Origin of the sequence: Sorangium sp. So ce394 (genome assembly GCF_051474665.1) — a bacterium.
GTDB lineage: Bacteria > Myxococcota_A > Polyangia > Polyangiales > Polyangiaceae > Sorangium > Sorangium cellulosum_D.
In genome coordinates, this window is sequence record NZ_CP150339.1 from 9,887,837 (window position 1) to 9,912,363 (window position 24,527).

The 24,527-nt window shown below is 70.9% G+C and carries 18 protein-coding genes and 1 other RNA gene; 14 read left to right on the forward strand and 5 right to left on the reverse strand.

Annotated elements, in window-relative coordinates; translation table 11 throughout:
• Positions 1-22: 22 nt before the first annotated feature.
• Positions 23-2,620: a protein kinase domain-containing protein gene (locus WMF33_RS36525; protein ID WP_437332937.1), complete on the reverse strand. Its 2,598-nt coding sequence runs from the start codon at positions 2,618-2,620 to the stop codon at positions 23-25.
• 158 nt (positions 2,621-2,778) lie between these two features.
• On the opposite strand from WMF33_RS36525, the gene WMF33_RS36530 reads away from it, so the two are divergent.
• The 5 genes from WMF33_RS36530 to WMF33_RS36550 all read left to right on the forward strand — a co-directional run bounded on the left by WMF33_RS36530 (position 2,779) and on the right by WMF33_RS36550 (position 8,492).
• Complete coding sequence (locus tag WMF33_RS36530) at positions 2,779-3,474, forward strand: TIGR00266 family protein (RefSeq protein ID WP_437332938.1); 696 nt, start codon at positions 2,779-2,781, stop codon at positions 3,472-3,474.
• Between the two features lie 19 nt (positions 3,475-3,493).
• Entirely contained in the window at positions 3,494-4,162 is a 669-nt protein-coding gene (locus WMF33_RS36535; protein ID WP_061623585.1) for a TIGR00266 family protein, read from the forward strand.
• 16 nt (positions 4,163-4,178) lie between these two features.
• Positions 4,179-4,865 (forward strand): TIGR00266 family protein, encoded by a 687-nt coding sequence (locus tag WMF33_RS36540; protein WP_061623586.1) that lies wholly within the window; start codon positions 4,179-4,181, stop codon positions 4,863-4,865.
• Positions 4,866-5,350: 485 nt separating this feature from the next.
• On the forward strand, positions 5,351-6,868 hold the full coding sequence (locus WMF33_RS36545; RefSeq protein ID WP_437332939.1) for an FHA domain-containing protein: 1,518 nt from the start codon (positions 5,351-5,353) through the stop codon (positions 6,866-6,868).
• Between the two features lie 49 nt (positions 6,869-6,917).
• Positions 6,918-8,492, forward strand: a complete 1,575-nt coding sequence (locus WMF33_RS36550; protein ID WP_437332940.1) for a GDSL-type esterase/lipase family protein — start codon at positions 6,918-6,920, stop codon at positions 8,490-8,492.
• 2 nt (positions 8,493-8,494) lie between these two features.
• On the opposite strand, the gene WMF33_RS36555 is transcribed toward WMF33_RS36550, so the two are convergent.
• On the reverse strand, positions 8,495-10,159 hold the full coding sequence (locus tag WMF33_RS36555; RefSeq protein ID WP_437332941.1) for an NTP/NDP exchange transporter: 1,665 nt from the start codon (positions 10,157-10,159) through the stop codon (positions 8,495-8,497).
• Between the two features lie 230 nt (positions 10,160-10,389).
• On the opposite strand from WMF33_RS36555, the gene WMF33_RS36560 reads away from it, so the two are divergent.
• The gene (locus tag WMF33_RS36560) at positions 10,390-11,979 is read left to right on the forward strand and encodes a BamA/TamA family outer membrane protein (RefSeq protein WP_437332942.1); all 1,590 of its coding nucleotides are present in this window, start codon (positions 10,390-10,392) and stop codon (positions 11,977-11,979) included.
• A 22-nt stretch (positions 11,980-12,001) separates the two neighbouring features.
• Here the strand turns inward: WMF33_RS36560 and WMF33_RS36565 are convergent, their stop codons facing one another.
• Together WMF33_RS36565 and WMF33_RS36570 are read right to left on the reverse strand one after the other, a co-directional pair.
• Positions 12,002-13,777 carry a hypothetical protein gene (locus WMF33_RS36565; protein ID WP_437332943.1) on the reverse strand — a complete coding sequence of 592 codons (1,776 nt, stop codon included), beginning with the start codon at positions 13,775-13,777 and terminating at the stop codon, positions 12,002-12,004.
• A gap of 53 nt (positions 13,778-13,830) precedes the next feature.
• Complete coding sequence (locus tag WMF33_RS36570) at positions 13,831-14,913, reverse strand: alpha/beta fold hydrolase (protein WP_437332944.1); 1,083 nt, start codon at positions 14,911-14,913, stop codon at positions 13,831-13,833.
• Positions 14,914-15,258: 345 nt separating this feature from the next.
• Between WMF33_RS36570 and WMF33_RS36575 the strand changes: the two genes are divergently transcribed.
• Positions 15,259-16,038 carry a hypothetical protein gene (locus tag WMF33_RS36575; protein ID WP_437332945.1) on the forward strand — a complete coding sequence of 260 codons (780 nt, stop codon included), beginning with the start codon at positions 15,259-15,261 and terminating at the stop codon, positions 16,036-16,038.
• 154 nt (positions 16,039-16,192) lie between these two features.
• On the opposite strand, the gene WMF33_RS36580 is transcribed toward WMF33_RS36575, so the two are convergent.
• Complete coding sequence (locus WMF33_RS36580; protein ID WP_061626489.1) at positions 16,193-16,483, reverse strand: oxidative damage protection protein; 291 nt, start codon at positions 16,481-16,483, stop codon at positions 16,193-16,195.
• Positions 16,484-17,035: 552 nt separating this feature from the next.
• On the opposite strand from WMF33_RS36580, the gene ssrA reads away from it, so the two are divergent.
• The 7 genes from ssrA to WMF33_RS36615 all read left to right on the forward strand — a co-directional run bounded on the left by ssrA (position 17,036) and on the right by WMF33_RS36615 (position 24,478).
• Positions 17,036-17,380, forward strand: a transfer-messenger RNA (tmRNA) gene (gene ssrA / locus WMF33_RS36585).
• 1,945 nt (positions 17,381-19,325) lie between these two features.
• Entirely contained in the window at positions 19,326-20,309 is a 984-nt protein-coding gene (locus WMF33_RS36590; RefSeq protein ID WP_437332946.1) for an FRG domain-containing protein, read from the forward strand.
• A 177-nt stretch (positions 20,310-20,486) separates the two neighbouring features.
• Complete coding sequence (gene istA, locus WMF33_RS36595; protein ID WP_437339554.1) at positions 20,487-21,725, forward strand: IS21 family transposase; 1,239 nt, start codon at positions 20,487-20,489, stop codon at positions 21,723-21,725.
• Positions 21,722-22,504 carry an IS21-like element helper ATPase IstB gene (gene istB / locus WMF33_RS36600; protein ID WP_437332947.1) on the forward strand — a complete coding sequence of 261 codons (783 nt, stop codon included), beginning with the start codon at positions 21,722-21,724 and terminating at the stop codon, positions 22,502-22,504. The genes istA and istB overlap by 4 nt, the downstream gene beginning before the upstream one ends.
• A 164-nt stretch (positions 22,505-22,668) precedes the next feature.
• Positions 22,669-23,478 (forward strand): hypothetical protein, encoded by an 810-nt coding sequence (locus tag WMF33_RS36605; RefSeq protein WP_437332948.1) that lies wholly within the window; start codon positions 22,669-22,671, stop codon positions 23,476-23,478.
• A gap of 2 nt (positions 23,479-23,480) precedes the next feature.
• On the forward strand, positions 23,481-24,053 hold the full coding sequence (locus WMF33_RS36610) for a hypothetical protein (RefSeq protein ID WP_437332949.1): 573 nt from the start codon (positions 23,481-23,483) through the stop codon (positions 24,051-24,053).
• Positions 24,054-24,055: 2 nt separating this feature from the next.
• Positions 24,056-24,478, forward strand: a complete 423-nt coding sequence (locus WMF33_RS36615; protein WP_437332950.1) for a hypothetical protein — start codon at positions 24,056-24,058, stop codon at positions 24,476-24,478.
• Positions 24,479-24,527 lie beyond the last annotated feature (49 nt).

The following is a 24,527-nucleotide window of genomic DNA, read 5'->3' on the forward strand; positions in this document are numbered from 1 at the left end:
GATCGCGCGCGGTACGCGGCGCTCAGGCCCTGAACGCGGCGACGACCGCCGCGGCACGCTCCTCGACGCGCGCGCGGAGCGGGGCGAAGCGCGCGGAGGGCCGCGCGCGATCGAGCACCGCGCAGCGCTGCATCCAGAGGGCGTCGAAGAGCCCCGCCTCCACCGCGCTCGCGAGCGTGCGGAAGAACGCGTCGTCCTCGCCGAGGAAGGCGAGGATCTCCGCCTCCATCTGGAGGAAGAGCGGGCGCAGGCGGCTGCCCGGCTCCGAGCCGTCCGACTTCGCCCGCAAGAACGCCCGCTGCTCGTCCGAGAGCCGCGACGTCGCGAGCACGTCGCGGTAGATGCGGGCGTACTGGACCGGGACGTTCTCCGCCGACAGCGGCAAGAGGTCGTCGATGGGGTACGGGGCGCCGCGCCACAGCCCGAACCGGGCGCGCATGATCGCCTTGTGGAAGCGGCTCGACGGGTCCTCCGCGGGCGTGTCGAGCAGCACGCCGGCCCCCGCCCAGTCGCCGACCAGCGCCCGGCCGCGCGCGAGCTCCCAGCGCGGGAACAGCTCGCCCGGGTCCAGCGACAGCGCGGTGTCGAGCCGGAAGACCGCCTCGTCGACGAGCCCCGCCTCGAGGAGGATGCGGCCGAGCAGCTCGTGCGCCTTGGCCAGGCTCGGCGCGCGCTGCAGCGCCTTGCGCAGCGCCGGCACGGCGCCGATGGGGTCGGACGCGCTGAAGCGGACCGTCGCGAGCGCCACCCACGGCTCGCCGAGCGAGGGGGCGAGCGCGATCGACCGCTCGGCCGCCTGCTGCGCCTTCGCGAGCTGCGCCCTGCCGTCGCCCTGCGCGGCCATCAGCCGCGCCGAGGCGATGGCGTAGCCGGAGAGGATGCTCGGGTCGTTCGGAGAGAAGGACAGCGCCTCCTCGAAGAGCGACACGGCCGGCGCGGCGTCGCCGTACCAGAGGTGCCGCAGCTGGTGGCGGGCGCGCAGGTACAGGTCGATCGCGCGCGGGTCGCTCGGCGCCTCGCGCTCGCGGCTGGCGGCGTCGACGGTGAGCGCCCCGGCGATGGCGCTCGCCGCGTCGTCGCTCACCGCGAGCAGCGCCTCGGGCGAGCTGTCGAACCGCTTCGCCCAGAGCTGGAACCCGTCCTCGACGCTGATGACGCGCGCGGTCACGCGCACGCCCGCCGGCGGCAGGCGCGAGCCCGGCCGCGAGTACGGCGCCGACGGCTGCGAGCGCGGCGCGTCGTGCCCGTAGCCGCCGCCGGTGCGGCGGAGCGACCCCTCGACCACGACCTGCACGCCGAGCTCGCGGCCGATGTCCCGCGGGTCGCGGCCGTCGAGCCGCACCCGGGACACCGCGGCGCGCGGCCGCACCTTGAGGCCGGCCGTCATCGAGAGGGTGTCGGTGAGATCCTCGGTGAAGCCGTCGGCGAGGTACTCGTCGTCCGGGGCGCCGACGTTGCGGAACGGGAGCACGGCGACGGTCTTCAGCCCCGGCGAGGACGCGGACGAGGGCGGCGACGTGGGCGCCGGCGTGGGCACGGGCGCCGACAGCGTCGGCGACATGAGCCGCGGCTGCGGCGCGGTGACCGCCTCGACCGACGCGGCGACGCGGGTCGGGTTCTGCTCGATCGGCTGCGGCGCGGTCGGCGCGGCCGTGGCCGCGGACGCGGCGATCACCGAGGCGAGCGACTGCGCCGGCTGCGGGGCGATCGACACCCGCGAGCGCGCGAGCAGGAGCGCGCGGTGGGCCTCGGCCGCGCTCGCGTAGCGATCCTCGCGGCGCATCGCCATGCACCGCAGGACGACGTCCGCGACGGCGAGGGGCACGTCCGGACGGACCGAGCGCGGATCCGGCGGCGGGGACCTGAGCCGGGCCATCGCGGCCGCGATCGCGCCGGCGCCCGGCCACGCGCGCCGGTGGGTCAGGCACTCGAAGAGGATCATGCCCAGCGCGTAGATGTCGGTGCGCGCGTCGATGTCGGGCTCGCCGGTCAGCTGCTCCGGCGACATGTACGCGGGGGAGCCGAGCACGAAGCCGGACGACTCGCCGGCGCTCGGCCCGGACGAGGTGCGGGCGATGCCGAAGTCGGTGATGACGACCCGCCCGCCCCTGTCGAGGAGCACGTTCTCGGGCTTGAGGTCGCGGTGCACGATGCCGGCCGCGTGCGCGGCGCCGAGCCCGTCGCACAGGGCGCAGCCGATGCCGATGACCTGCTGCGCCGGCATCGGGCCCGTCCGCGCGAGCACGCTGTGCAGCGACTCGCCGTCGACGCACTCCATCGTGAGGAACTTCTCGCCCTCGTGGTCGCCGAAGTCGAACGTCCGCGCGACGTTCCGGTGCGTCACGCGGCGCGCGAGCTTCACCTCCTGCCGGAAGCGCTCGAGCATCCCGGCCGAGTCGGCGAGATCGCGCCGCAGCATCTTGAGGGCGACCACCTCGTCGAGCTCGAGGTCGCGGACGCGATAGACGCTGCCCATGCCGCCGGTGCCGAGCAGGCCGAGGATCTCGTAGCGCCCGGCGATGCGCTGGGGCGCGGCGACGAAGCCGGACCCCTGGCCCTGCTCGCTGCGCGGCTCGGTGCGGGGCGTCGGCTCGGAGGCCGTAAGTCGCCTGTCGCTCACGCGCTCAGTCTACCCACGCCGAAGGGTAGAAGTCAGCGCGAGCGAGCCGCTGGACAGAAAACATGAAATACGCCGCGCCGGCTCACCTCGACACACCTTCTTCCCGCTTCCGCTCCCGCCGTGGGTCCGTTATATGTACGTGCCCCGCGGGTAGACGAATGCAGCATCGCACCAAGCATGAGCCGTCGTCCGCGCTGCTGGAGGTCAGCCTCGATCCGGGCGAGGCGCTGCTCGCGGAGGCGGGCGCGATGGTCGCGCGCTCGCCGAGCCTGCGCACGGTCGTCCGGCTCAACGCCGGCCGCGGCGCCGGGCTCTTCGGGCGGCTCAAGGCGCTAGTCGTCGCGCTGCTCCGGAAGCTCGCGGGCGGCGAGACGTTCTTCGTGAACCACATCGAGGCGCCGGAGGGCGGGTGGGTGTGGCTCGCCCCGCCGCTCAGCGGCCGCGTCAAGCACGTCCCCCTCCGCGGGGAGACGATGCTCTTCAGCGCCGGCGCCTACCTCGCGAGCGCGGGCGACATCGACGTGAAGGTGCGCTGGGGTGGGCTGCGCGCCGTCCTCGCGCGCGAGGGCGTCTTCTTCATCGAGGCCTCCGGCGTCGGCGCTCTCTGGATCACGAGCTACGGCGCGATCGAGGAGCTCCCCTGCGACGGGTCGCTCATCGTGGACAGCGGGCACCTCGTCGGGTTCGACGCGTCGCTCGCGCTCAAGATCAGGAGCCCTGGCGGGGGGCTCATGGGCCTCATGGTCTCCGGCGAAGGCGTGGTGTGCGAGTTCACCGGCCGCGGCCGCGTGCTGATCCAGTCGCGCAGCGCCGGCGCGCTCGTGGGGTGGCTCGCGCCGCTGCTGCCGCCCTGAGGGGCGACGGAGACGTCCGATGCAGGTGAATCTCCTCTACCGTCCCTCCCAGGCCCTCGCGCAGTGCTGGCTCGCGCCGGGCGAGCACGTGATCGCCGAGAGCGGCGCGCTCGTGGGCATGTCGACCAACGTGCGGGTGGAGACGCAGTCGGGCGGCATCATGTCGGGCCTGAAGCGGATGCTGGCCGGAGAGTCGTTCTACCGGAACTCGTTCATCGCGGAGGGCGGCCACGCAGAGGTGCTGTTCGCGACGCCGCTGTCCGGGGACATGGCGGTGCTCGAGGTGGGCGACAGGCAATGGTGCGTCCAGAGCAGCGCCTATGTCGCGTCCAGCCCGGAGGTCGACGTGAAGACGCGCTCGGGCGGCCTGCGCGGCTTCTTCTCGGGAGCGGGGCTCTTCGCCCTCGAGACGGCCGGGCAAGGTCAGATGATCATCGGCGCCTTCGGCGCGCTCGAGGAGCTCCCGGTGAGAGGCCACGTCGTCATCGACACGGGCCACCTCGCAGCGTGGGAGTCGACGCTCTCGTGCCGGATCGGCAAGAACACGTCGACGTGGCTCGGCACGTGGCTCTCGGGCGAGGGGCTCGTCTGCCACGTCGAGGGCAGCGGCAGCCTGTGGGTCCAGTCGCGCAACGCCGGCCGGTACGGCGCGGCGATCGGCGCGCGGCTCGCCCCGCGGCAACCCTAGAGACCGAGGGGAATGCGTGCGCGACGAGATCCGAGACAACCCCGAGTTCGGCGTGCTCCACGTGACCTTCGAGCACGCCGGCGAGCAGATCATCGCCGAGAGCGGCGCGATGGTCGCGCGCGACGCGGCCATCGACATGAAGACGAGCCTGCAAGGCGGGCTCGCCAGCGCGCTCAAGCGCAGGCTGACGGCCGGAGAGAGCCTCTTCCAGAACACGTTCACGGCGACCGCGCCCATGCAGTCCATGCGGCTCGCGCCGGCGCCCGAGGGGTCGATCGAGCGCATCATCCTGCGCTCGGGGATGGAGGTCTTCCTCCAGTCGGGCGCCTATCTCGCCTCCACGCCCGGCATCACGCTCGACACGAAGTGGCAGGGGGCCAAGGGCTTCTTCGCCGGCGGCCTGTCGCTCCTGCGGGCCTACGGCGAGGGGCTGATCTGGTTCTCGAGCTACGGCGGTATCCACGCGATCGACGTCGGCCGCGAGCACCAGGGATATATCTGCGACAACACACACCTGCTCGCGTTCACCGAGGGCCTGCGGTATCAGGTGCGCAAGCTGGCCGGCCTGAAGGGCCTGTTCCTGTCCGGCGAGGGGCTCGTCTGCGAGCTCCAGGGCCACGGGCGGCTCTGGCTGCAGACCCGGAACCCGGGGGCGCTGTCGGCGTTCCTCCACCCGTTTCGGCCCGTGGGAGGCGGCCATTAGCCCGCTGCGCGCCGCGCCGAGCGCGGACCCGGGGCGGAACGCCGCGCGGCCGCGACGTTCCGCCGCGGCTGTGCGCGGGCGCGGCGACGCCGCTTGCGGGCGCGGCGACGCCGCTTGCGGGCGCGGCGACACCACGTGCGGGCGCGGCGACGCCGCTTGCGGGCGCGGCGACACCGCGTCCAGCCGGCGGCGCGCGGCGCACGGCGGCTCTCGGCGCCTGCGAGCGCGCCCTCGCCCGCGCGCCCGCCTGCTGGCCCGCCGGGTTCTTGCCCGGCGCCGTCGGCCGCTGGCCGCCGGAGGCCGGCGAAACGCCGCGGTCCCGGCCGCTCGCCATCGGCCGACGCGCCGTCATTGCCTTCCCGGAGGCGGACTCGCTAAAGTAGTCCGGCCTCGAAGAGGAGGCTCGCACGGCGAGCGGCGGATGCCACCGATCCACAGCGGCTCGCGGGGCGAGCCTGGCGTCGCCTGAATGCCCCGAACCCGCTATGTGGAAGCTGACGATCGAGGATGACGAGGGGAAACAGACGGGGCTCCCCCTCGCCCATGAGGAGTATGCGCTCGGGCGCGGAGAGTCGAACTCGATCCGGCTGACCGACCGCAACGTCTCGCGGCGCCACGCGACGCTGGTCAAGAACGGCCAGGGCTGGATCATCCGCGATCTCGAGAGCTACAACGGCACGTTCGTCAACGGCGGCCGCGTCACCGGCGAGCAGCACCTGCGCCACGGCGACCTCGTGCAGCTCGGCGACTACCGCATCGAGATCGTCGATGAGGCGCTCTCGTCCGCGGTGACGAGCCCGACGCCGCCGCCCGGCAGCCGCAGCACCGCGCACCTGCCGCTCCACACCCGCCCGAACCGGCTCGTCATGGTCGTCGGCCCGACGCCCGGCGCGGAGTTCCCGCTCGACGGGGAGCGCTTCACCATCGGGCGCTCCGAGGACGCGACGATCTCGATCAACCACAGCTCCGTGAGCCGCCTGCACGCGGAGCTCATCAGCCTCGGCAACGGCCGCTACGAGGTCGTCGACAAGCAGAGCGCCAACGGCGTGCGCATCAACGGCGTCGAGCTGAAGCGCGGGCTGCTCGAGGCGGGCGACGCGCTCGAGCTCGGCGACGTGCGGCTCCGCTTCGTCGCCGCGGGCAAGATCTTTCGCGCCGGACCGGACGGCGGCGCCGCCTCGGCGGGCGTGTACGGGAGCGTGGCGCCCGCGGTGCAGTCGTCCCGCTCGCTCGGCGGGGCGAGCAAGGCGGTGGGGATCCTCCTCGCGGTGGCGGTGATCCTCGCCATCGCCGTGGTCGCGGTCACCCGCGCGCGCTCGCAGGGGCCGGCGGCGCCCGAGCCGGACGCGCGGCCCGCGACGCCGGAGGTCGGGGGGAACGACGCGCAGATCCTCGACGCGGCGCACGAGCACCTCCGCGCGGGGAACATCGACGCCGCGCACCGGAAGCTGCAGGAGATCGCCGAGACGGCGCCGGCCCGGGAGACGCAGCGCTTCCGGGAGATCGAGGAGCGCTGGGCGGAGGGGATGTTCCAGCAGGTCGAGCGGGCCGCGACGAAGAGCGAGAAGCTCTCGCTGCTCAACGAGATCGCGAAGACCCCGGGCGTCCCGACGGCGCTCCGCGAGCGGGTGGCCGAGATGCGGCGGCAGGTCGACCCCGAGGCGCCGCCCGAGCCGGAGCCCGCGCCGCAGGGCGCGCCGCAGATGTCCTGGTCCCCGCAGCAGCACGCGCACACGCCCGCGCCAGCGCCGCCGGCCTCCTCGGCGCCCAGCGCCGCGGGCACCGGGGCCCCGCAGGCGAGCGCTCCGCTCGACTCGAGCTCGTACCCGGCGCAGCGCAAGGCGCTCGAGCCGAAGGTCTGGGGCGGGCGCGCGTCGGCCAGCGAGATCAAGCTGCTGCGCGCGATCTGCATCCACCAGGGCGACATGAGCTGCCGCGACAGGGCGACCGCGGCGCTGGACAAGCTGGAGAAGCGCAACGCTCCTCCGGACGCCGGCCTCTGAGCGTGGACGCCGTCGCAGAGCGCCCCCCTCCTCTCCCGTCCGCGCATCGATGACCTCCACGAGCAGCACCAGCGCCCACGAGCCGGCCGTCCACGGGCCTTCCGATCGCGAGCCGGCCGACCACGGCGCTCCCCCGCCCGGCGGCGCGCCGCCCGCGGGAGGCGCGCCGGCGGGCTCGCCGCCGCGGAACGGGCTCGTCTCGCCGGCGGCCGGCGCGCTGGCCACGCTCGCGCTGCTCGTGCTCTTGCCCTACGCGCACCCGCGCCTCTCGCGGCTGCGGCTGCTCACGCCGCTGCCCGAGGGCGAGGGGCTCGTCGTGGTCCCGGCGCCGGCGCCCGTCGCGTCGGTCGGGGAGACGACGCTCGCCACGGAGACCACCGAGCAGGCCGAGCTGCGCCAGCCCGAGGAGGTCGCGCTGCCGCCCGCGGCCGCCGAGCTCGTGCCGGCCGCGGTCGCCTCCGAGGGGAAGCCGCCGCGCCCGATCGAGGACCCGAGCGGCAAGGCGATGACGCCGTTCTTCCGCGCGCTCGCCGCGGTGGAGCGCAAGGCGCCGGGGTCGATCGCGCGCGTCACCTACTTCGGCGACTCCATCGTGGCGAGCGACTTCGTGACCGCGACGCTGCGGCGCAAGCTGCAGAAGCGGTTCGGCGACGCGGGCCACGGGTTCATGCTGATGGCCAACGCGTGGCCTGGATATTTCCACAACGACGTGGTGCGCTCCGCCGGCCCGGGCTGGCAGGTGAGCCGCGTCGTCGGCCCGTTCGCCAAGGACGGGCTGTACGGGCTCGGGGGCGTGTCGTTCCGCTCGCAGGGCGCGGGGGTGTTCTCGCGCTTCGCGACCGCGGAGACCGGGAGCTACGGGCGCGCGGTGTCGCGGTTCGCCGTCGATTACCTGAAGCACCCCGAGGGCGGGCGGATGGAGATCAAGATCGACGGCGAGAGCCGCGAGACGATCGACACGCGGGCCGACGCGGTCAGCTCGGCGATCGCGACCTACGAGGTGCCCGACGGGCCGCACGCGCTCGAGGTGTGGGCGCGCGGGCCGGGGGTGCGCGCGTTCGGGGTCTGGATGGAGCGGGACACGCCGGGGGTGGTGCTCGACGCGATCGGCATCCAGGGCTGCCGCATCCGCTTCCTCGACAAGAGCGACGACGCCCACTTCGCCGAGCAGCTGCGCGCGCGGAACCCGTCGTTGACGGTGTTCCAGTACGGCATGAACGAGAGCGAGGACGGCGAGCTGTTCCCGCTCGATCAGGTCGAGTCGACGATGAAGGCGGTGCTCGATCAGGTGAAAGCGGCGCTGCCCGAGTCGTCGTGCTTGCTCGTCGGCCCGATGGATCGCGCCGACAAGAAGGGCGAGGTCTACCGGAGCCGGCCGGTGATCCCGAAGCTCGCGGCGATCCAGCGCCGGGTGGCCGGGCAGGTCGGGTGCGGCTACTTCGACACGTTCGGCGCGATGGGCGGCTCCGGCTCGATGGGGGTGTGGGTCCAGCGGGGGCTCGGCGGCGCCGATCTCGCGCACCCGTCGGGCGCGGGGGCCGAGGTGATCGGCCGCTGGGTGTACCTGGCCCTGATGGAGGCCTACGAGGCCTGGAAGGCGGAGGCGGCGGCGGGCCGGCCCTGAGGCTACGCGGCCTTCAGGTCCTCGGCGTCCTGCTCGTCCGCGGCGCGCCGCTTGTGCTCCCGGGCGATGCCGACCACGACGCCGAGCCACGCGAGGGCGAGCGCGATGTTGACCATGGCGAAGTGCCGGACGGAGAGCGCGAGCACCTGGCCGACGATCACCCCGACGGCGGCGAGCACGTCGCCCGCGCGGACGACGAAGGTGTCGATGGCGGCCTTGGCGCTGTACTTCGCGTCGCGGCCGACCGGCAGGAAGAGCGCCTGCCGCGCCGTGTTCTGGACCGAGTAGTCGGTGCTGTTCTCGGCGATCTTCGCGACGCGCACGACGGCGAGCGCCGGCAGGACCGCGAGGGACGCATTGCCGAGGAGGGCGATGGTCGGGAGGATGAACAGGGCGAACCGCACGCCGAAGTACTTGAAGATGCGGGAGACCAGGAAGAGCTGCAGGACGACGCCGAGGGTGTTCACCCAGTAGAAGAAATCGCCCTTGAAGGTGCCGATGATCGCGCCGAGCGCCGCCTTTTTCCCCTTCTCGGTGCGCGGGTGGACGAGCCCCTTCTCGGCGCCCTCGACGACCTTGCCGCCGGCCTCGACGTCGAACGCGGCGCCCTTGACCGCGGCGATCTTCCCCTCGAGCAGGCGCGACGCCTCCGGATCGACGAGGTAGACCGGGGCGCCCGCGGCGAGCGGCGCGCCCGGGTCCGCGCCCTCGGCGGCGGCCGGCGCCTTCTCGCCCGCGGCGGCCGGCGCCTCCTCGCCGGCGGCGGCCGGCGCCTTCTCTCCGGCGGCGGCCGGCGCGCTCTCCTGGCCGAGCGCGCTCGTGGCGGACTCGATCAGGGTGCGATCGAGGATGTACTCGCCGGTCGAGTTCACCCAGTTGAGGACGAGCGTCAGGGCGGCGATGAGGAGGAGATAGCGGTCGCCGGCGATGATCTTGAAGCCGCCGGCCGCGCCGCCGGGCGGCGCGTCGGCCTTCTTCGGCCCGCCGCCCGGGCCCGCGAGGTCGTCGCGGTGGACGAGGTAGGTGAGCCACAGGCAGGCGAGCAGCACGCCCGCCGCGACGAGCATCATGTTGTAGGGGCCGATTGGCACGTAGACGCGCTTCGCGATCTGCGCGCCGAACATGGCGCCGAGCGAGCTCCCGATACCGACGATCGCGAAGAGCCGCTTGCCCTGCTCGGGGGTGTAGACGTCGTTGGCGAACGACCAGAACTGCGCGATCACCGTGAGGTTGAAGCAGCCCACCCACAGGTAAAACGGCACCCCGAGGGGGACGCCGAGGCGCGCGAGGAAGAAGAAGATGACGAGGTTCCCGGCGAAGAAGAGCGTCAGCGCGGTGGTGAGCTGCATGCGCCCGAAGCGCCGGGCCATGGCGCCGTAGGCGCGGACCACGCCGACGAGGAGCAGCGCCTGGCCCGCCGCCGCGTAAGCCTTCACCTCGGGGCCGTCGAGGTCGAGCTTCTGCCCGCCGATCTCGAGCCCGCCGCCCGCGAGGATGAGCGGCTCGCGGACTACCTTGAGGAGATAGTAGCCCGTGAGCAGGAGGAAGACGTTCAGCGTCAGGACGAGGACGCTGAAGACCTCGCGCGGCTTCACCTCGGCGAAGATCGACAGGAGCCGGTGAAGGACCCCTCGGGCCGGTGTCTCGTTCTCGCCAGTGCTCGCCACGCGCCGCTCCATCCCGGGACAACCGCCGTTCAGGCGGCACCGGAACAGGACCGATGCCCGAGCGCGGGAGGCTATCCAGCCTGGTCCCGGCCGGCAACCTCCGTCGCGGCGTCGCGTGTGTGAAGCGCCGTACAGGGCGTTGGACAGAGGGCGCGCCGCGCGGACAAACGTCCCGCCGGTCGGGAACTCCGCTAGGCTCCCGCGCGGCGACGTGCGAGAGACGAGGCGGATTGGGACCTGACGAGAAGGGATGGACGCGCGCGATCGGCACGGGCTTTCGGCGGCGCACGGCCGCGCTCGCGAGCTGCGCGGTGCTGTCGCTGTGCGCCGAGGCGCAGGCCGCGCCGCAGGCGGGGGCCGCTGAGCCGCGGCCGGGGGCGGCCGCGCAGCAGCAGACGGGGGGCGCGACTGGGGCGGCCGCGCCGCAGACTGGGGCGGCCGCGCCGCAGGCGGGAGCCGCAGCGCCCGCGGCCGCGGCGCCACCTCCGGCCCCGGGATCTCCGCCAGCGCCCCGCGCGGCGGCCGCGCCGGCGCGGCCTCCCGTCGCGGCGCCGCAGGCGCCCAGCGCGAGGCGCCCCCTGCCCGACTACGATGGTCGCCCGGACGAGGGGGCGAGCGCCGGCGACGCGCTCCTCTGGGTGCCGCGCGTCCTGTTCTTCCCCGCCTACCTCGCCAGCGAGTACCTGGTCCGGCGGCCGCTCGGCTACCTCACGGTCGCGGCGGAGAAGGGCGAGTGGATCGAGGAGCTCAAGGACATCTTCACCTTCGGGCCCAACGACACGATTGGCATCGTCCCGACGGCGCTCTTCGACTTCGGCTTTCGCGAGAGCGTCGGCGTCTACTTCTTCTACGACGACCTGTTCTTCCCGGGCAACGAGCTCCGCGTGCACGCGGCGACGGGCGGCGTCGACTGGCTGCGGCTCACGATCGCCGACCGCATCCCGCTCGACGGGCGCGCGTACCTGAAGCTCCGCGGCGAGGCGGACACCCGGCCTGATCGGCTGTTCGCGGGGATCGGCCCGAGGTCCCTGGGGCGCGACTGGGCCCGCTACGCCGCCCACAGCATCCAGGGGAGCGCGACGGTCCACGTCGATTTCGACGCGTTCAGCTTCGTCGAGGCGTACACCGGCGCGAAGACCGTCGATTTCGACGACATCTGCTGCGAGCCGACGGTCGGCTGGCGGGTCGCGAACGGCCGTTATCCGCTGCCGCCCGCGTTCGACACGGGGTACACGGCCTACCGCATCGGGGCCCGGGCCGCCCTCGACTCGCGGCGGCCGCGCCCCGAGCGGGGCCACGGCGTCCGGCTGGAGCTCTCCGGCGAGCACGCCGCCGACCTGGAGCGGCCGCTGCAGAGCCGGTGGATCCGCTACGGCGGCTCGCTGGGCGGGTTCGTCGATCTCACCGGGCACGACCGCATCGTGAGCCTGGTCCTCTCGGCGGCCTTCGCCGACCCGCTCGGCCCCGACGAGGTCCCCTTCACCGAGCTCACCGAGCTCGGCGGCGGCGCGCCGATGCACGGGTTCCGCGAAGGGCGCCTCCGCGGGCGGAGCGCCGCCGCGGCGACGCTGGAGTACCGATACCCGATCTGGGCGTTCCTCGACGGCACGGTGCAGGTGGCCGCGGGCAACGTGTTCAGCGAGCACCTCCGCGACTTCGAGCTCGACCTGCTGCGCATGTCGTTCGTGCTCGGCCTGCGCACGAGCAGCTCGCGCGACCACTCCTTCGACTTCCTGATCGGCTCGGCGACCGAGACCTTCGAGCAGGGGGCCGGCCTGCAGGATCTGCGATTGATGGTCGGCGCCAGCAGCGGATTCTGACCGAGCGGCGGGGCTGAGAGGGTCAGTCGGGCGCGGATGGATCGTCGGGGCGCTCGATGCCGACGAGCTTGTAGCCGCGGCGCGGGCCGAGGTCGTAGAGGTGGACGCGCAGCGGGCCGGGCGCCTGGCCGTTGAGGATGTCGACGATCGCGTAGCGCGAGGGCGCGTCGTCGGGCGCGCCGCCCTGATCGGCGATGTGCGGGAGCGACAGGCACACGCGGCCGTCCGGCGAGGGGCGCACGACCGGCCGCGCGCGCAGGGCGAGCGCCTCGCCGGCGTACATCGCGGCGTCGTAGCGGAGATCTTGCGCGCGCGCGACGCCGGTGCGCCGCGCCAGGTCGACGCCGCACAGCTCCGCCGGCGAGGCCACGGCGACGTCGGCGATCGGCGACAGGCGCGTGAGGTACCGCGCCATGATCGCCTGCTTTCGCTGGAGGAGCTTGTCGATCAGCCACGCGGTGTGCCGCGGGGCGGTGAAATCGCCGGCCCGCACCGCGGCCTCGACGAGCTCCGGCGTGAAGCGGGCGAGCGTGCGCGCGGCCCAGGCGCCGTCGAGCTCGGTCATGCGGCCGAAGGCCGGGTTGGGGTAGCCGCCCCGCCAGCGCTCCGGGCGGAAGTCGCGGGCGTTGAAGAAGCCGAAGATGTCGCCCTGGGGGTCGCGGGTGGCCCGGTCCCACGGCCGCTCGGGGATGCCGAGCGTGACGAAGTCGAGGAGCACGTACTCGGCGTCGAAGTAGTAGGCGTGGCCGAGGCGCTTCGAGATGCCCTCCCAGTCCCACTCGCTGCCGAAGCAGTCGCCGAGATCGATGTAGTAGTGCCGCACGTGGCCGGGCGATGCGTCCTTGTCGTCCTCGTCCTCGGAGAGCCAGACATCCATCGAGTTCTGCTCGCGCGAGTCGAAGTGGTTGAGCCACGCCGCGAGCAGGCGCCCGCCGCGCAGGTCGCGCCGGTCCTCGTGCGGGATGACGTCGTTCGGGTCGTCCTCCCGGGTCCCCTCGTACTTGAACGGCCCGAGGGCGCGGCCCGGCAGCCAGCGCGAGGCGACCATGCGGACCCGGTCCCCCCGCTTCGCGGCCTTGGCGAGCACGCCGTCGAGCGCCGCCTGATCGAACGGCCTCGAGGTGCCGCTGTTGTCGGTCACGGTGAGCCCGGGCGAGAGCTTCAGGACCGAAGGCTTCAGGTAGACCACCGAGTCGCACGGCGCCCAGTAGCCGGCCGCGTGGTAGAGGCGCGCCGCGATCGCGGTGGCGCCGGTCGCCCGCTCGGGCTGCTCCGCGGGATCGGCCTTGAGCATGAACTTGCCGACCCCCTCGACCTTGATCCGGAAGCCGGGGTTCGCGCCGTTCGGCTTGCCCATGTCGATGACCCAGGACCCGTCCGGCGCCTCGGGGTCGAGCGTCTTGTCGCCGCAGGGCCCGCTCACGAGCTCCTCGACGGAGAGCGGCCGCTTCCCGATCCGGTTCGTGAACCAGCTCGAGTCCGGCACCTCGTCGACGCTGTTGACGTTGACCGCCTCCCCGCCCGGATCCACGGCGAGGAACCGCGTCACCGGCCGGAAGACGAGGTTGTCGGCGGCGTCCCACGCGAACGACGACTCGTACGGCTCCGGCGTGCAGAGGCGGTGCCGCGGGTCGTCCTTGGGCGCCTCGGGATCGGGCCGGCAGGGCAGCGAGACGGGGTTCAGATCGGCGTCGCGCCAGACCGGATCGCGCAGGGGGAACCGGCGCACGTCGCTGCTGCAGGCCGCGCTGAGCAGGGCGAGCAGCGGGAGCGACGAGGTGAGCAGCGCCTTGAGCATCGGCCGGGCATGGTACTGGACCGGGCGCCGCTCGGGGCGGTTTTCGACGGCGGTCAGAGGCCTTCTTGCCGGAGCCGCTCGATCACGGCGCGGTAGAAGTCGATATAGAGCCAGGTGTTCCCCTCGCCCGGGCTCTGCCCGAAGAGCTGGCCGATCTCGTCGAAATGGTCGGCGGGGAGACAGCCCCAGAAGTTGCCCCAGCGCGCGTCCCGCGCGCGCACCAGGCCGTCGTTCGGGATCGACTCCCCGAAGCCGCCGTCGAGGATGGTCTCTGTCAGCGAGAGCAGCGGGTGCACCGGATCGAGGCCGTCGTCGAACTGCGCGACGAAGGGCGCCGGGGCGAGCGCCGTGCAGTCGCGGCCGCCGAGCGCGCGGTCGGTCCTGCCGCCGAAGGAGGCGTAGAACACCCCGGGAGAGTCGGTGTACCTCGCGTTGAACTCCTCGATGCCTGGCGTCGAGAACTGCTCGAGCGACGCGAACACGCTCGTCTCCTCGCCGATCTGGTCGTAGAGCGGCGCCCCGATCGCGTTGAGCAGGTCGTCGAGCACGTCCTGCAGGCGCTCGTGGGCGACGAGCTGGAGCGCGATGTCGGCGATCTTCGACCCGAGGTGCGGCGTGGCGACGGTCACGACGGAGGCGACGAGATCGGGCCGATCGTGCGCGACCACGCGGGCGTCGAGGCCGCCTTGCGAGTGGGCGATGATATTCACCTTCTCGTGGCCCGTCTCGGCGAGGATCTGCTCGATCCGCGCGATCAGCTGGGCGCCGCGGTATTCGGAGCTGTTGAACGGATCGACGGAGGGCGTGAACACCGCTTCGTTGCCCTCGGCGAGGGTCTGCTTGACGTTGTAGAAGTAGCTGACGTATCCGGCGCCCGCGAAGTCCTCGAATCCGAAGAAGCCGTGGGCGAGCACGATGGGATACGGCGGCCCGAGCTTCGCGGACGACGGCCAGCCGCCCCCGGTCCCGCCCGAGCCGTCCGCGGCGCTCTCCCACCCGCCCGAGGCGGAGCCGCCGCCTGCCCCCGTGATCACCTCGCCGGTGTCCCACGGCTCGAGCTGCTCCTCGGCCGCGCCGCAGCCGGCGAGGAGCGCCCAGGAGGCGAGTATCGCACACCCCCCGAGACCAGCGGACACCCGTCGTCCCCACGAACGAGCGTCTGTGTGAGACTTCCACTTACGCGAACCGCCAACACGCGATGACGATGATGCGGACGAAGAAAGATCCAGCATGACCACCTCCTGCCGGAACCGGCTCAGACTCTGCTGATGGGCAGCTGATGTCAAGCGCTGTCGGAAAACTGAACCATCACGGCCGTCGCGAGGAACCGTCGAGACGGGTGGCGCATTGCGTTGTGAACGGTGGGGTGGATCTCCTGCGTTGCGCCACGATGTTTCGCGGTCGTGCTGGCGCATTGCGTCGTGGGTTGTTGTCGTTTTTCCATGCGGAGGGGCGTGCCGGCTCCGGTAGGTTCGTGGGCCATGCGATCTGTCCAGAGCTCTTTTGTGCTTGTTCTGATCGGTTCCCTTGTCGCTTGTGGCGGCGCGGCGCCTCCTCCGTCGGCGCCGGAGCCTGCGGAGGCCGAGGCGGCGGCGCCGTCGGCCGCGGCGAGCGGCGAGGCGGCGGAGGACGGGGACGGGAAGAAGGAGGAGGACGCGGCGGCGGATGCGTCAAGGCAGATCCCGACGACGTGCGAGCAGAAGGGCGATGTGTGTGTGCCGCCGGCGGCGTTCGTGAAGCGGCTCTGCAGCGGGTTCTATCCGGACGTGGCGCTCAGCCTGTTCGCCAAGGGGTCGCCGTTCACGCGCGGGTACCTCACGCGCGACACCGAGGCATGGAACGCGTCCGGCGGGTCGTCCTCGAACGACAAGCTGCTGTTCGATGAGGAGGTGCTGATCCTCTATCACCGGGCGCCGGACACCGGGGGCATGGTCGTGAGCGGCGCCGGGGGCGGCTACGACGTGCTGCGCTGGGACGGGACGTGCGCGTCGCTGATGACGGAGGAGGTCCGGCAGCACGTGCCGCCGAAGCCGAAGTTCGCGCCGATCCCGTGGAAGAGCCTGGATGAGAAGACGCGCGAGGCGTTCCAGGCCGACGAGAAGGTGGGCAAGATCGTCGCCGAGCGGCGGAAGGAGTGCAAGGGCGCGACGATGGGGGCGGTCAGCGCGAAGTGCGAGAAGGTCGACAAGCAGATGGGCGCAGCGCTGATCGAGTACGTGCGCGGCGGGGGGGCGCTGCCGGCGCCGGGGGCGCTGAAGTGAGGGGGTGAGCGGGGGGGGGCCGGGGGGCCCGGGGGGTTGAGGCCGGGTGAGCGGGCCGGGGGGAGAGGCGGTGCGGATGAGCCGGGGGTGAGCGCAGGACCGCAGCCGGCAGGTGGACGGGAGCGCCGCCGGCGGCAGGGCCGACGGGGGGCGGCTACTCCGGCTTGTCCTTGGGCGCCACGAAGTCGGGCGGCGGCTGCGCGGCCTCGTTCCCGCCGCTGAAGAAGTACTTGTCGAGCTCGGTCATCCAGATCCGCTGGCCGGCCTCGGAGATCAGATCGAGGCGGTACTCGTTGATCAGCATCTTCGAGTGCTCCAGCCACATCCGCCACGCCTCCTTCGAGACGCTGTCGTAAATCCGCTTGCCCACCTCGCCCTTGAGCGGCGGCTTCTCCAGCCCCTCAGCCTCGCGGCCGAGCTTCACGCACTGGACCATCCTCGTCATAAGCTGCCCGTCTCCTTTTCCTTTTCGCGGGCTTCTTAGCCGAGCCACGGGGAGCCGTCGAGAGCGGCTGGCGAGCGGGCGGAGGCGACGGGAGGCGGGCGGCGGGGGCGGAGGGAGGCGGTGGGGGTGGCGCGCGCGGGGAAAGCGGCGCGAGCGGGGGAAGCGGCGCGAGGGGGCGGCAGCGGCGCGAGGGGGCGGCAGCGGGGAGCGGCAGCGGGGAGCGGCGCAAGCGGGGGAAGCGGCGCTCGCGCCCGGGGGCAGGCGCGAGCGCGAGCAGGTGCAAGCGCGGGAGCGGGCGCGGCAGGGCGCAGCGGAGCGGACGCAGGGGGAGCGCGGCGGAGCCGCGGAAGCGGACGGCTGCGTGAGGGACGGCGCCGAGGGGCAGGCCGAAGAGAGAATGCCCGGAAGAGGCGGACCGACCCGGGCAACCCAAGACGAGACCGCGGACCGACGGCCGCCGCACGGCGCGCTCAGCGGCAGAGCGATCTGACGCGAAGGGGTTGACGGCAGCGCAGTTTCTAGCAATGTTTGGTCCGTCTGAACGAACCACGAGGGGGCGATCGGCTTCGACGTGGGGACTGAAGGTCTGTCTGCGTGCTGGCGGCTCCTGCTCCGCCTATCAAGCGGGACGTTACAAGTGCGAACGACAACGCATACGCTGTTGCGGCCTAATAACCGCTAAGCCATCCGAGGAGAAGGTCGTCCTAGTACTCTAAGGGTGTCAACCACAGGGCTGGGTCGCGTGAGGGTGCCCTCGATAACGCGGCCGAGATTCAGTGAGGGATAGGTCGTAGCCGAATCTACGAACGCCGTCGCCGGCGCATGGCGACTACGCACGTGAACGAAGGTAGACTGGATGCCTTGCGGACCCGGGTTCGATTCCCGGCGCCTCCACCAAGAAGACACGGCGAGAGCCGTGTCTTCTTTCTTTTGTGTGACCTGCGTGTGACCTGACAAATTTCGGCGACGCTGGATTTGGGGCGGGACCGGCGTAGGCGGGACCACCGGGAGCGGGCGCAGAGGGTGACGCCAGGGTACGGGGCTCCACGGAACTCCACGGCGGGCACCAGGTCGGCGGGACCGACCCCGGGTCCGAGTCTGCGACGCCGCACTCCCGCCAGAGAGACCGGGCGAGCGGGCGGGGGAACAATGAGACCTGCCTGGCGGGCCCAGTCGCTCGAGATGCGACAAACCCGCCAGGCAGGCGCAATTCACGTTACCGCACGGCGGTGCTCGTTGGCGGAGCCTGTCCGTTGCTGCACTGGATGACGAACGCCCAGTGCCCGACCGTCATCAGCAGGGTCAGGGCGCCAGCCAGCAGATGACGGTTGCCGCTCCGCGCGGGGGTCGCTACGGTGACCCGCGAGGATCGGTGCTTCCGCATCGGTTTTCCTGCGCGCCCTGCCCCCTTGCCGGCCAAAGCACCGGGGGTCTTGGGCGCGTTCCTTTTCGTGGGCCGCTTTCGATAAAATCCAGCAACCATGTAATTCTCCTTACTTGTAGCGCGTCCCCCGAGTTCGTCCCTGATCCCTCACAGAGGGGCTGGAGAGTATGGATCCATCCCAGGGTTCCACTGGAACGCGGCCTGCGAGCGGCGAACCAGGGACCAACTCGGGGGACGTCGTACGACTTCGTTACTCCCCCAAACCCTCGAGTCCGTCAACACCCATTTCGCCCCCTGCGGCGAGAAATGTGGCTCCTTGGGGGGGCGGCCGGTGCACACGAAGCGCAGACGCGTTATCGGCTTTATAGCTGCTACGGATGCTTCTCCGCTCAATGAGTTCCATGAGCTTCCAAGGACACGGCGAGCATGTCATCGGCGACGCTTCTCCGCTCAATGAGTTCCATGAGCTTCCAAGGACACGGCGAGCATGTCATCGGCGACGCTTCTCCGCTCAATGAGTTCCATGAGCTTCCAAGGACACGGCGAGCATGTCATCGGCGACGCTTCTCCGCTCAATGAGTTCCATGAGCTTCCAAGGACACGGCGAGCATGTCATCGGCGATGCTCATCCGGGAGCCACACGATCCTGCCATCGCCGCGACGCTCATCCGCGAGCCACACGATCCTGCCATCGCCGCGACGCTCATCCGCGAGCCACACGATCCTGCCATCGCCGCGACGCTCATCCGCGCACCGTTGCGGCTTGCTGTGGATCGGTCGACCCCCGGGCGGGCCACCTCACCCACCAGCTAGCTCTCCTCTATATAAGGAGAGCCTCCCAGCGCTCCCGGGACTGGACCAATCAGAGCCAGTTCCGAGGGGGGGAGCGGCGAGCCCCCAGGCCGTGAGGCCGCGGTCGCGCTGGAGCTCACATGCCCGCGGCAGGCTTATCTGCGGCAGGCAGTTCCTCGCGGGCTCACGTACAGTCACAACGGAAATCCGAAGGAGCGGCTCGCCGGGAGCACGGCGGCCGGGCGCCCCCCTGCCGGGGGCAGAGGCTCGGATCGCCGCGCAGGGGGATGGCCTCGCAGAGACGGAGCTCCACGGCGAGCACCAGGCCGGCGGTGCAGATCCCGGGTCCGTGCTGGCGCAGCCCAGAACCGACGAACTAACGGACGATGCCATGCGGGGATGTAGGCGGCGGGAGCGCTCTGCCTTGCCGGCCGGGCGCTGCACCTTGGTCGTGACCCCCGCCGAGCGCATGCCCCGTCTTGACACGGGATGGCATCTCCGCTGGCCTGCCAGAGGGTGGCGGCCATGCGGGTAGCTGGAGCGACAGCGAGGTCCAGAGAGATACCTCCGCGTGCCCGCGCGAGGCGGCGGAGAACTCACAGCGCTCTCGAACGCGAGTCAGACCAGTGATGAGAGAGCGCACAAGCAGCAGGAGGCATTGAAATCGTGGTTGCAGACGCGTTCAGCGATAGTTGGTATCAGGAGTGGCGTTGCGACACTGCAGAAGATTTTCTGGCGCACCTCTCCCCACTTCATCGCGTTTGGGGCAGCCCCAACCCAAGACAACAACGTGATCCACGTCAGTGGCTTTTCCGCGGCCAAAGCAATGCAGACTGGGGATTAGTACCTTCGATCTTGCGGCCTGGCGCCGTCCCACAGGTTCATGACGCAGCGAACGCAACCGCTCGAAGGCGCTTCGAGCTCAACTCATTGCGCCGGTTTCTTCGCATGGCGGACGAGCAAGGTCTGCCGTGGCCCGAAGACAATCAACGAGTTCGCGACGTGGAGGCGCTCTATGCGCTGGACGGATATGAAGAGATCTCTACACACAGCTGGCGATTCGATGATCCATGGCCACCACTCGAGCTATTATCTCATTTTGCCTTAGCGCAGCACTACGGCATCCCAACACAGCTGCTCGACTGGTCGCGACGGCCGTTAGTTGCAGCATACTTCGCCGCCATCGAGGCCGCAAAAAATCCCGGCAGGTTTGCGCAGCTAGCGGTATTTGGCATCGCCGAACCAGCTATCATTCAGTTCTGTACTCGAACATGGGGACCGGAGCACCCGCAGGGTTTGGTGGTCACTGCGCCATATGCAACGAACCCTAACCTTCGTGCTCAATACGGAGCGTTCACCGTGGTCCGGGTCCGTGGCGAGGAAGCACCGCCAACGATCGACCAGGTTCTGTTTCAAGCATATGACGCGGAGCGAAGATCGGGAGGGGCCGCCCCGATGTTCTTCTATTATCCATTTATGCAGAAGATCGTACTTCCAACGAAAGAGGCACCTCGTCTTCTCCGCTTGTTGGCCTATCATCGGATCCATGCGGCGTCCTTGTTTCCTGGCTACGCCGGAGTTGCTCAAGCCATCACAGAATCGCAGTTATGGGATCAACCGCCTGGCGATTACCCCTTCGTCCTCTCCTGAGCATTCGGCAATTAGTCAGATAGGCAATAGCCCCCGAGATAGCAGCTGTAGAGCGTCAGTAAAAATGACCCCCGCGCGACAGTAAAACTGACCCCCCCTCCCTCGCGCCAGAGCGGAGGAAACGGTATGGAAATCAGGGACTTGGACGTGGCACCTCTCGGTTCGGAGGTGCAAGAGATGATCGAGCCGGACGTCATCCGGCAAATTCGCGAGCTTACGGCCCGAGGGTGGGGGTCCAAACGGATCGCCGCGGAGCTCGGCGTGGCTCGCAACACGGTCCGCCGTTATTTGCGCGGTGGAGCCGCCGCCGAGGTGCAGGTGCGCCCTCGTGGTCGCTGCTTGGACGAGGATGGCCGCGCTGAGGCCAAGCAGCTCTTCACCGGCTTGGCGGAGGGCAACGCCGTGGTCGTCGCAGGCGAGCTTGTCAGCCGTGGCATCACGGTGAGCCCGAGGACCGTGCAGCGCGTGGTAGCCGATCTTCGCCGCGGGCAGAGGGCTGCCGATGTGGCCAGCGTGCGGTTCGAGACCGACCCTGGCTATCAGATGCAGATCGACTTCGGTCAGAAGCAGGTCCGCATCGCCGGCACGTTGGTCCGGGTGCACCTGCTGGTCGCCGTATTGAGTCACTCACGGAGGCTCTTCGTCAAGGCTTTTCTGAGCGAGCGACAGGACGATTGGCGCGAAGGCATCGCAGAAGCCTTCCGCCACTTCGGCGGCGTGCCTCGCACCGTGCTCGGGGACAATGCGCGCTCGCTGGTGCTCGGCCGCGAGCGCGAGACAGGCACCGTGACGTTCCACCCGGCTTACCTCGCCTTCTGCCGCGACTGGGACGTCACCCCGCGCGCCTGCGGGCCCTACAGGGCGCGCACCAAGGGCAAGACCGAGTCAGGCGTCAAGTACGTCAAGCGCAACGGGCTGGCGGGGCGCGAGTTCGACTCCTTCGCCGCGCTCGAAGCCCACCTGGTCCGGTGGATGGCCGAGGCCGACCAGCGCATCCACGGCACGACCCACGAGGCGCCGCTTGTGCGCTTCGAGCGCGATGAGCGACACGCCCTCCGGCCGTTGCCGTCACGGCCGCTGCCGGTGCGAGAGCAGCGGCTTCGCCGACGCGTGGCCAACGACGCCCTCGTCGACGTTGACACGGTCCGCTACAGCGTCCCGCACCAGCTTGTGCGCGACACCGTGGAGGTCGTCGTCGGCGAGCGCGAGGTCCGCCTCTACCGAGGAACGGAGCTGGTGGCGCGGCATGACCGCTCGTTCGAGCCCCATGCTCGCGTCATCGACCCCAGCCACTTCGACGGGTTGTGGCGCCGGCCCGCCGCGCCGACGCCGCCAGAGGCGCCCCTGAGCGCCCTAGAGGCCATGGGCCGAAGTCTGTCGGACTACGCAGCCGTCATCGAGGGGGTGGCCTCGTGAGCCGCGAGCTGGTGCATGCACGTGTTGTCGAGAGCCTGAGCCGGCTCAGGTTGCGCTCCATCGCCGAGCGGCTCGACGCCCTGCTGTCCGAGGCGGCCAGGACCGAGCCGACCTACCTTGATTTCTTGGACAAGATGCTCTGCGAGGAGATCGGGTCCAAGCAGCGCAAGCGGGTGGCGATGGGGATCCAGATCGCGCACTTTCCCGCGATCAAGACCCTTGAGGACTTCGACTTCAAGTTCCAGCCCTCGATCGACCAGAAGCTCGTCCGCGAGCTCGCCACCGGGCGCTTCATCGCCGAGGCCGAGAACGTGCTGGTGTTCGGCCCTCCCGGGGTGGGCAAGACTCATCTGGCCATCGCGCTGGGGCGGGCCGCCGTCGAGGCGGGGCACTCGGTGCTCTTCACGAGCGCGACCGCGCTCCTGGCGACGCTCTCGAAGGCCGAAACCGAGGGGCAGCTCGCGGAGAAGCTCCTCTTCTACACGAAGCCGAAGCTTCTGGTGGTCGATGAGCTGGGTTACCTGCCCTTCGAGAGGCAGAGCGCCCATCTCTTCTTCCAGCTGGTTGCAAGGAGGTACGAGAAGAGCAGCACCTTGATCACGACAAACCAGGCGGTGACGCAGTGGGGCACGGTCTTCGGGGACGACGTCCTCGCTGCCGCCATCCTCGATCGCCTGCTCCACCACAGCCACACCCTGATGATCTCGGGAGACAGCTACAGGCTGAAGCAGAAAAAGAAGGCGGGGCTGCTCGGCGGGAACGCCGCGTCGGCCAGGTGACACAGGGGGCGCAGGGAGGGGTCAGTTTTACTGTCGTAAGGGGGTCAAAAGTTACTGTCGCTTGACAAGCACCACCGCAGCTACGACGCCCAGCACTGCCCCGCGCATGGCGCCGCAGCCTACGCAGCGACGCTCGGGCGTCAACGCCAGGAGGAGGCGGCATCGTGCCCAAGCTGAGCTTCCGCGAGACGCTCCGCCGGTACGTGCCCCCGTGGCTCTCCGACCGGCCCGGCAGGACCGTCGGGTTCCGGTACTTGTACGCGGTGGCCTCGGTTCTCGACGCGGGCGCCGAGGTGCTCGTGCAGGGGCTCCAGGCCCGGATGCCCGGCCTCGGGACCCCGACCGCGCTGCCGTACATCGGGCGCGATCGGCGGATCGTCCGCGGCCCCGCGGAGAGCGACGCCGCCTACGGCGCGCGCCTCATCCGGTGGCTCGACTACTGGCGCGCGGCCGGGAACGCATACGTGCTCGCGCTCGCCCTGCAAGGCTTCCTGTATCCGGAGCATCCCAGGATCCGAATCGTGGCCCGCTCGGGCGTCTGGTACACGCTCGAGCCCTCCGGCGAGCTGCTCTGGCATCGAGCAGAGCCGAGCAACTGGGACTGGGACTCGCTCTCCCATCCGGAGCGCGCGGGCAACTGGTCCGAGTTCTGGGTCATCGTCTATCCGCCGCACTACGCGCCCGACGGCGACTGGGGCGACGACACCTCGATGTGGGGTCCAGGCGACGCGTTCGGCGTGCGGACCCCGACCAGCAACATCGCGGCGATTAAGGCGATCGTCCAGCAGTGGAAGGGCGCGCACACAAAGTGCGTGATGCTCATTCTGGCTTACGACCCGTCGAGCTTCGATCCGTCTGCCCCGCCCAGTGCTCCAGGGATGCCCGATGGGCGATGGGGTCACTGGTCCAAGGACGACGACACCGGAAAACGTGTGAAGGCGCGGCGCGACGACGCCCGCTACGTGGAGGTCTGAACATGGCCGAATACAGCGGACAAGATCGGTTCCCCGGGTCGTTCGAGACCCTGAACGACGGCACCGTGCGCGACGCCGCAAGCGTCAACGTCGGGCTCGAGGCGCTCGCCGATCGCACGACCTTCTTGTTCAACCGGCGGGTCGAGGCGGTGCACCTCGCCTCCTGGGGGAGCGAGGAGGTCAGCGTCGGCCTGCCCCCGACGACGACGTACGCCGACTGGCTCGACGCCGGCTCCCGCGTCTTCCGCGTCGACGTGCCCAACGTGGAGCCGCTCGACGTCCTGCTCCTGGACTGCTCCTTCACGCTCGAGTTCCTGGCCAGCGGCACCAACGACCAGGCGCGCGTCCGCCTCGTCGCCGCGGCGCCGAACGGGTCGACGGTGGTCCCCACGGGCGCGCACGTCGCGTCCGAGCTGCGGAACTCGCGGGCCCCGGTGGCGATCTCCGGGTTCCTCGTCGCGGCCCAGGTCGGCACCTACCGGGTCAAGCTCCAGGGCAAGACCCGGAACGGCGACCCCGGGCAGCTCGGCATCTACGACGCCTTCGTCCTTCGCGTCCTGCACCTGAAGAGGTAACCATGTCGAGGGTCCTGAACTGGATCGACACGCTGTTCTTCGGCGTCCGCCGCATCTTCGCCGCGGGCGTCGAGCTGCCGGAGCGCCCCGCGCTCAACTTCGTGGGGGCGGTGGTCACCGACAACCCGGCCGAGAATCGGACCGACGTCTTCATCCCGGGGACGTGGCTCATCAGCCCCGTCGTGACGACCTCCTACACGGCCCGGCCGTGGGAGTTTGTGCGGGTCAACGCGCACGACCCGGTGACGATCCGCCTTCCGCCGGGCGCGAGCAGCGCCGGCACAGAAGTCGTCATTAGGGAGATCGCGGGCGAGGAGGAGGCGATCGAGATCCTCACGAGCACGGGCCAGCAGATCGCACGGAACGGGTACCCCAACGGGACGATCCGGCTGCTCTGCGACGGCGCGACGTGGCTCGTGCTCTGACGGGCGGAGCAGCCAGGGACCAGGACGAGGAGGCGCCCGAGCCTGACGG

What these genes read in the sequence shown, in the direction of transcription:
- WMF33_RS36530 (WP_437332938.1), top strand. Translation starts at nt 2,779, where the DNA reads ATGCAGCATCGCACCAAGCATGAGCCGTCGTCCGCGCTGCTGGAGGTC.
- WMF33_RS36535 (WP_061623585.1), top strand. Translation starts at nt 3,494, where the DNA reads ATGCAGGTGAATCTCCTCTACCGTCCCTCCCAGGCCCTCGCGCAGTGC.
- WMF33_RS36545 (WP_437332939.1), top strand. Translation starts at nt 5,351, where the DNA reads ATGTGGAAGCTGACGATCGAGGATGACGAGGGGAAACAGACGGGGCTC.
- WMF33_RS36550 (WP_437332940.1), top strand. Translation starts at nt 6,918, where the DNA reads ATGACCTCCACGAGCAGCACCAGCGCCCACGAGCCGGCCGTCCACGGG.
- WMF33_RS36565 (WP_437332943.1), bottom strand. Translation starts at nt 13,777, where the DNA reads ATGCTCAAGGCGCTGCTCACCTCGTCGCTCCCGCTGCTCGCCCTGCTC.
- WMF33_RS36575 (WP_437332945.1), top strand. Translation starts at nt 15,259, where the DNA reads ATGCGATCTGTCCAGAGCTCTTTTGTGCTTGTTCTGATCGGTTCCCTT.
- WMF33_RS36580 (WP_061626489.1), bottom strand. Translation starts at nt 16,483, where the DNA reads ATGACGAGGATGGTCCAGTGCGTGAAGCTCGGCCGCGAGGCTGAGGGG.
- istA (WP_437339554.1), top strand. Translation starts at nt 20,487, where the DNA reads ATGATCGAGCCGGACGTCATCCGGCAAATTCGCGAGCTTACGGCCCGA.
- WMF33_RS36610 (WP_437332949.1), top strand. Translation starts at nt 23,481, where the DNA reads ATGGCCGAATACAGCGGACAAGATCGGTTCCCCGGGTCGTTCGAGACC.
- WMF33_RS36615 (WP_437332950.1), top strand. Translation starts at nt 24,056, where the DNA reads ATGTCGAGGGTCCTGAACTGGATCGACACGCTGTTCTTCGGCGTCCGC.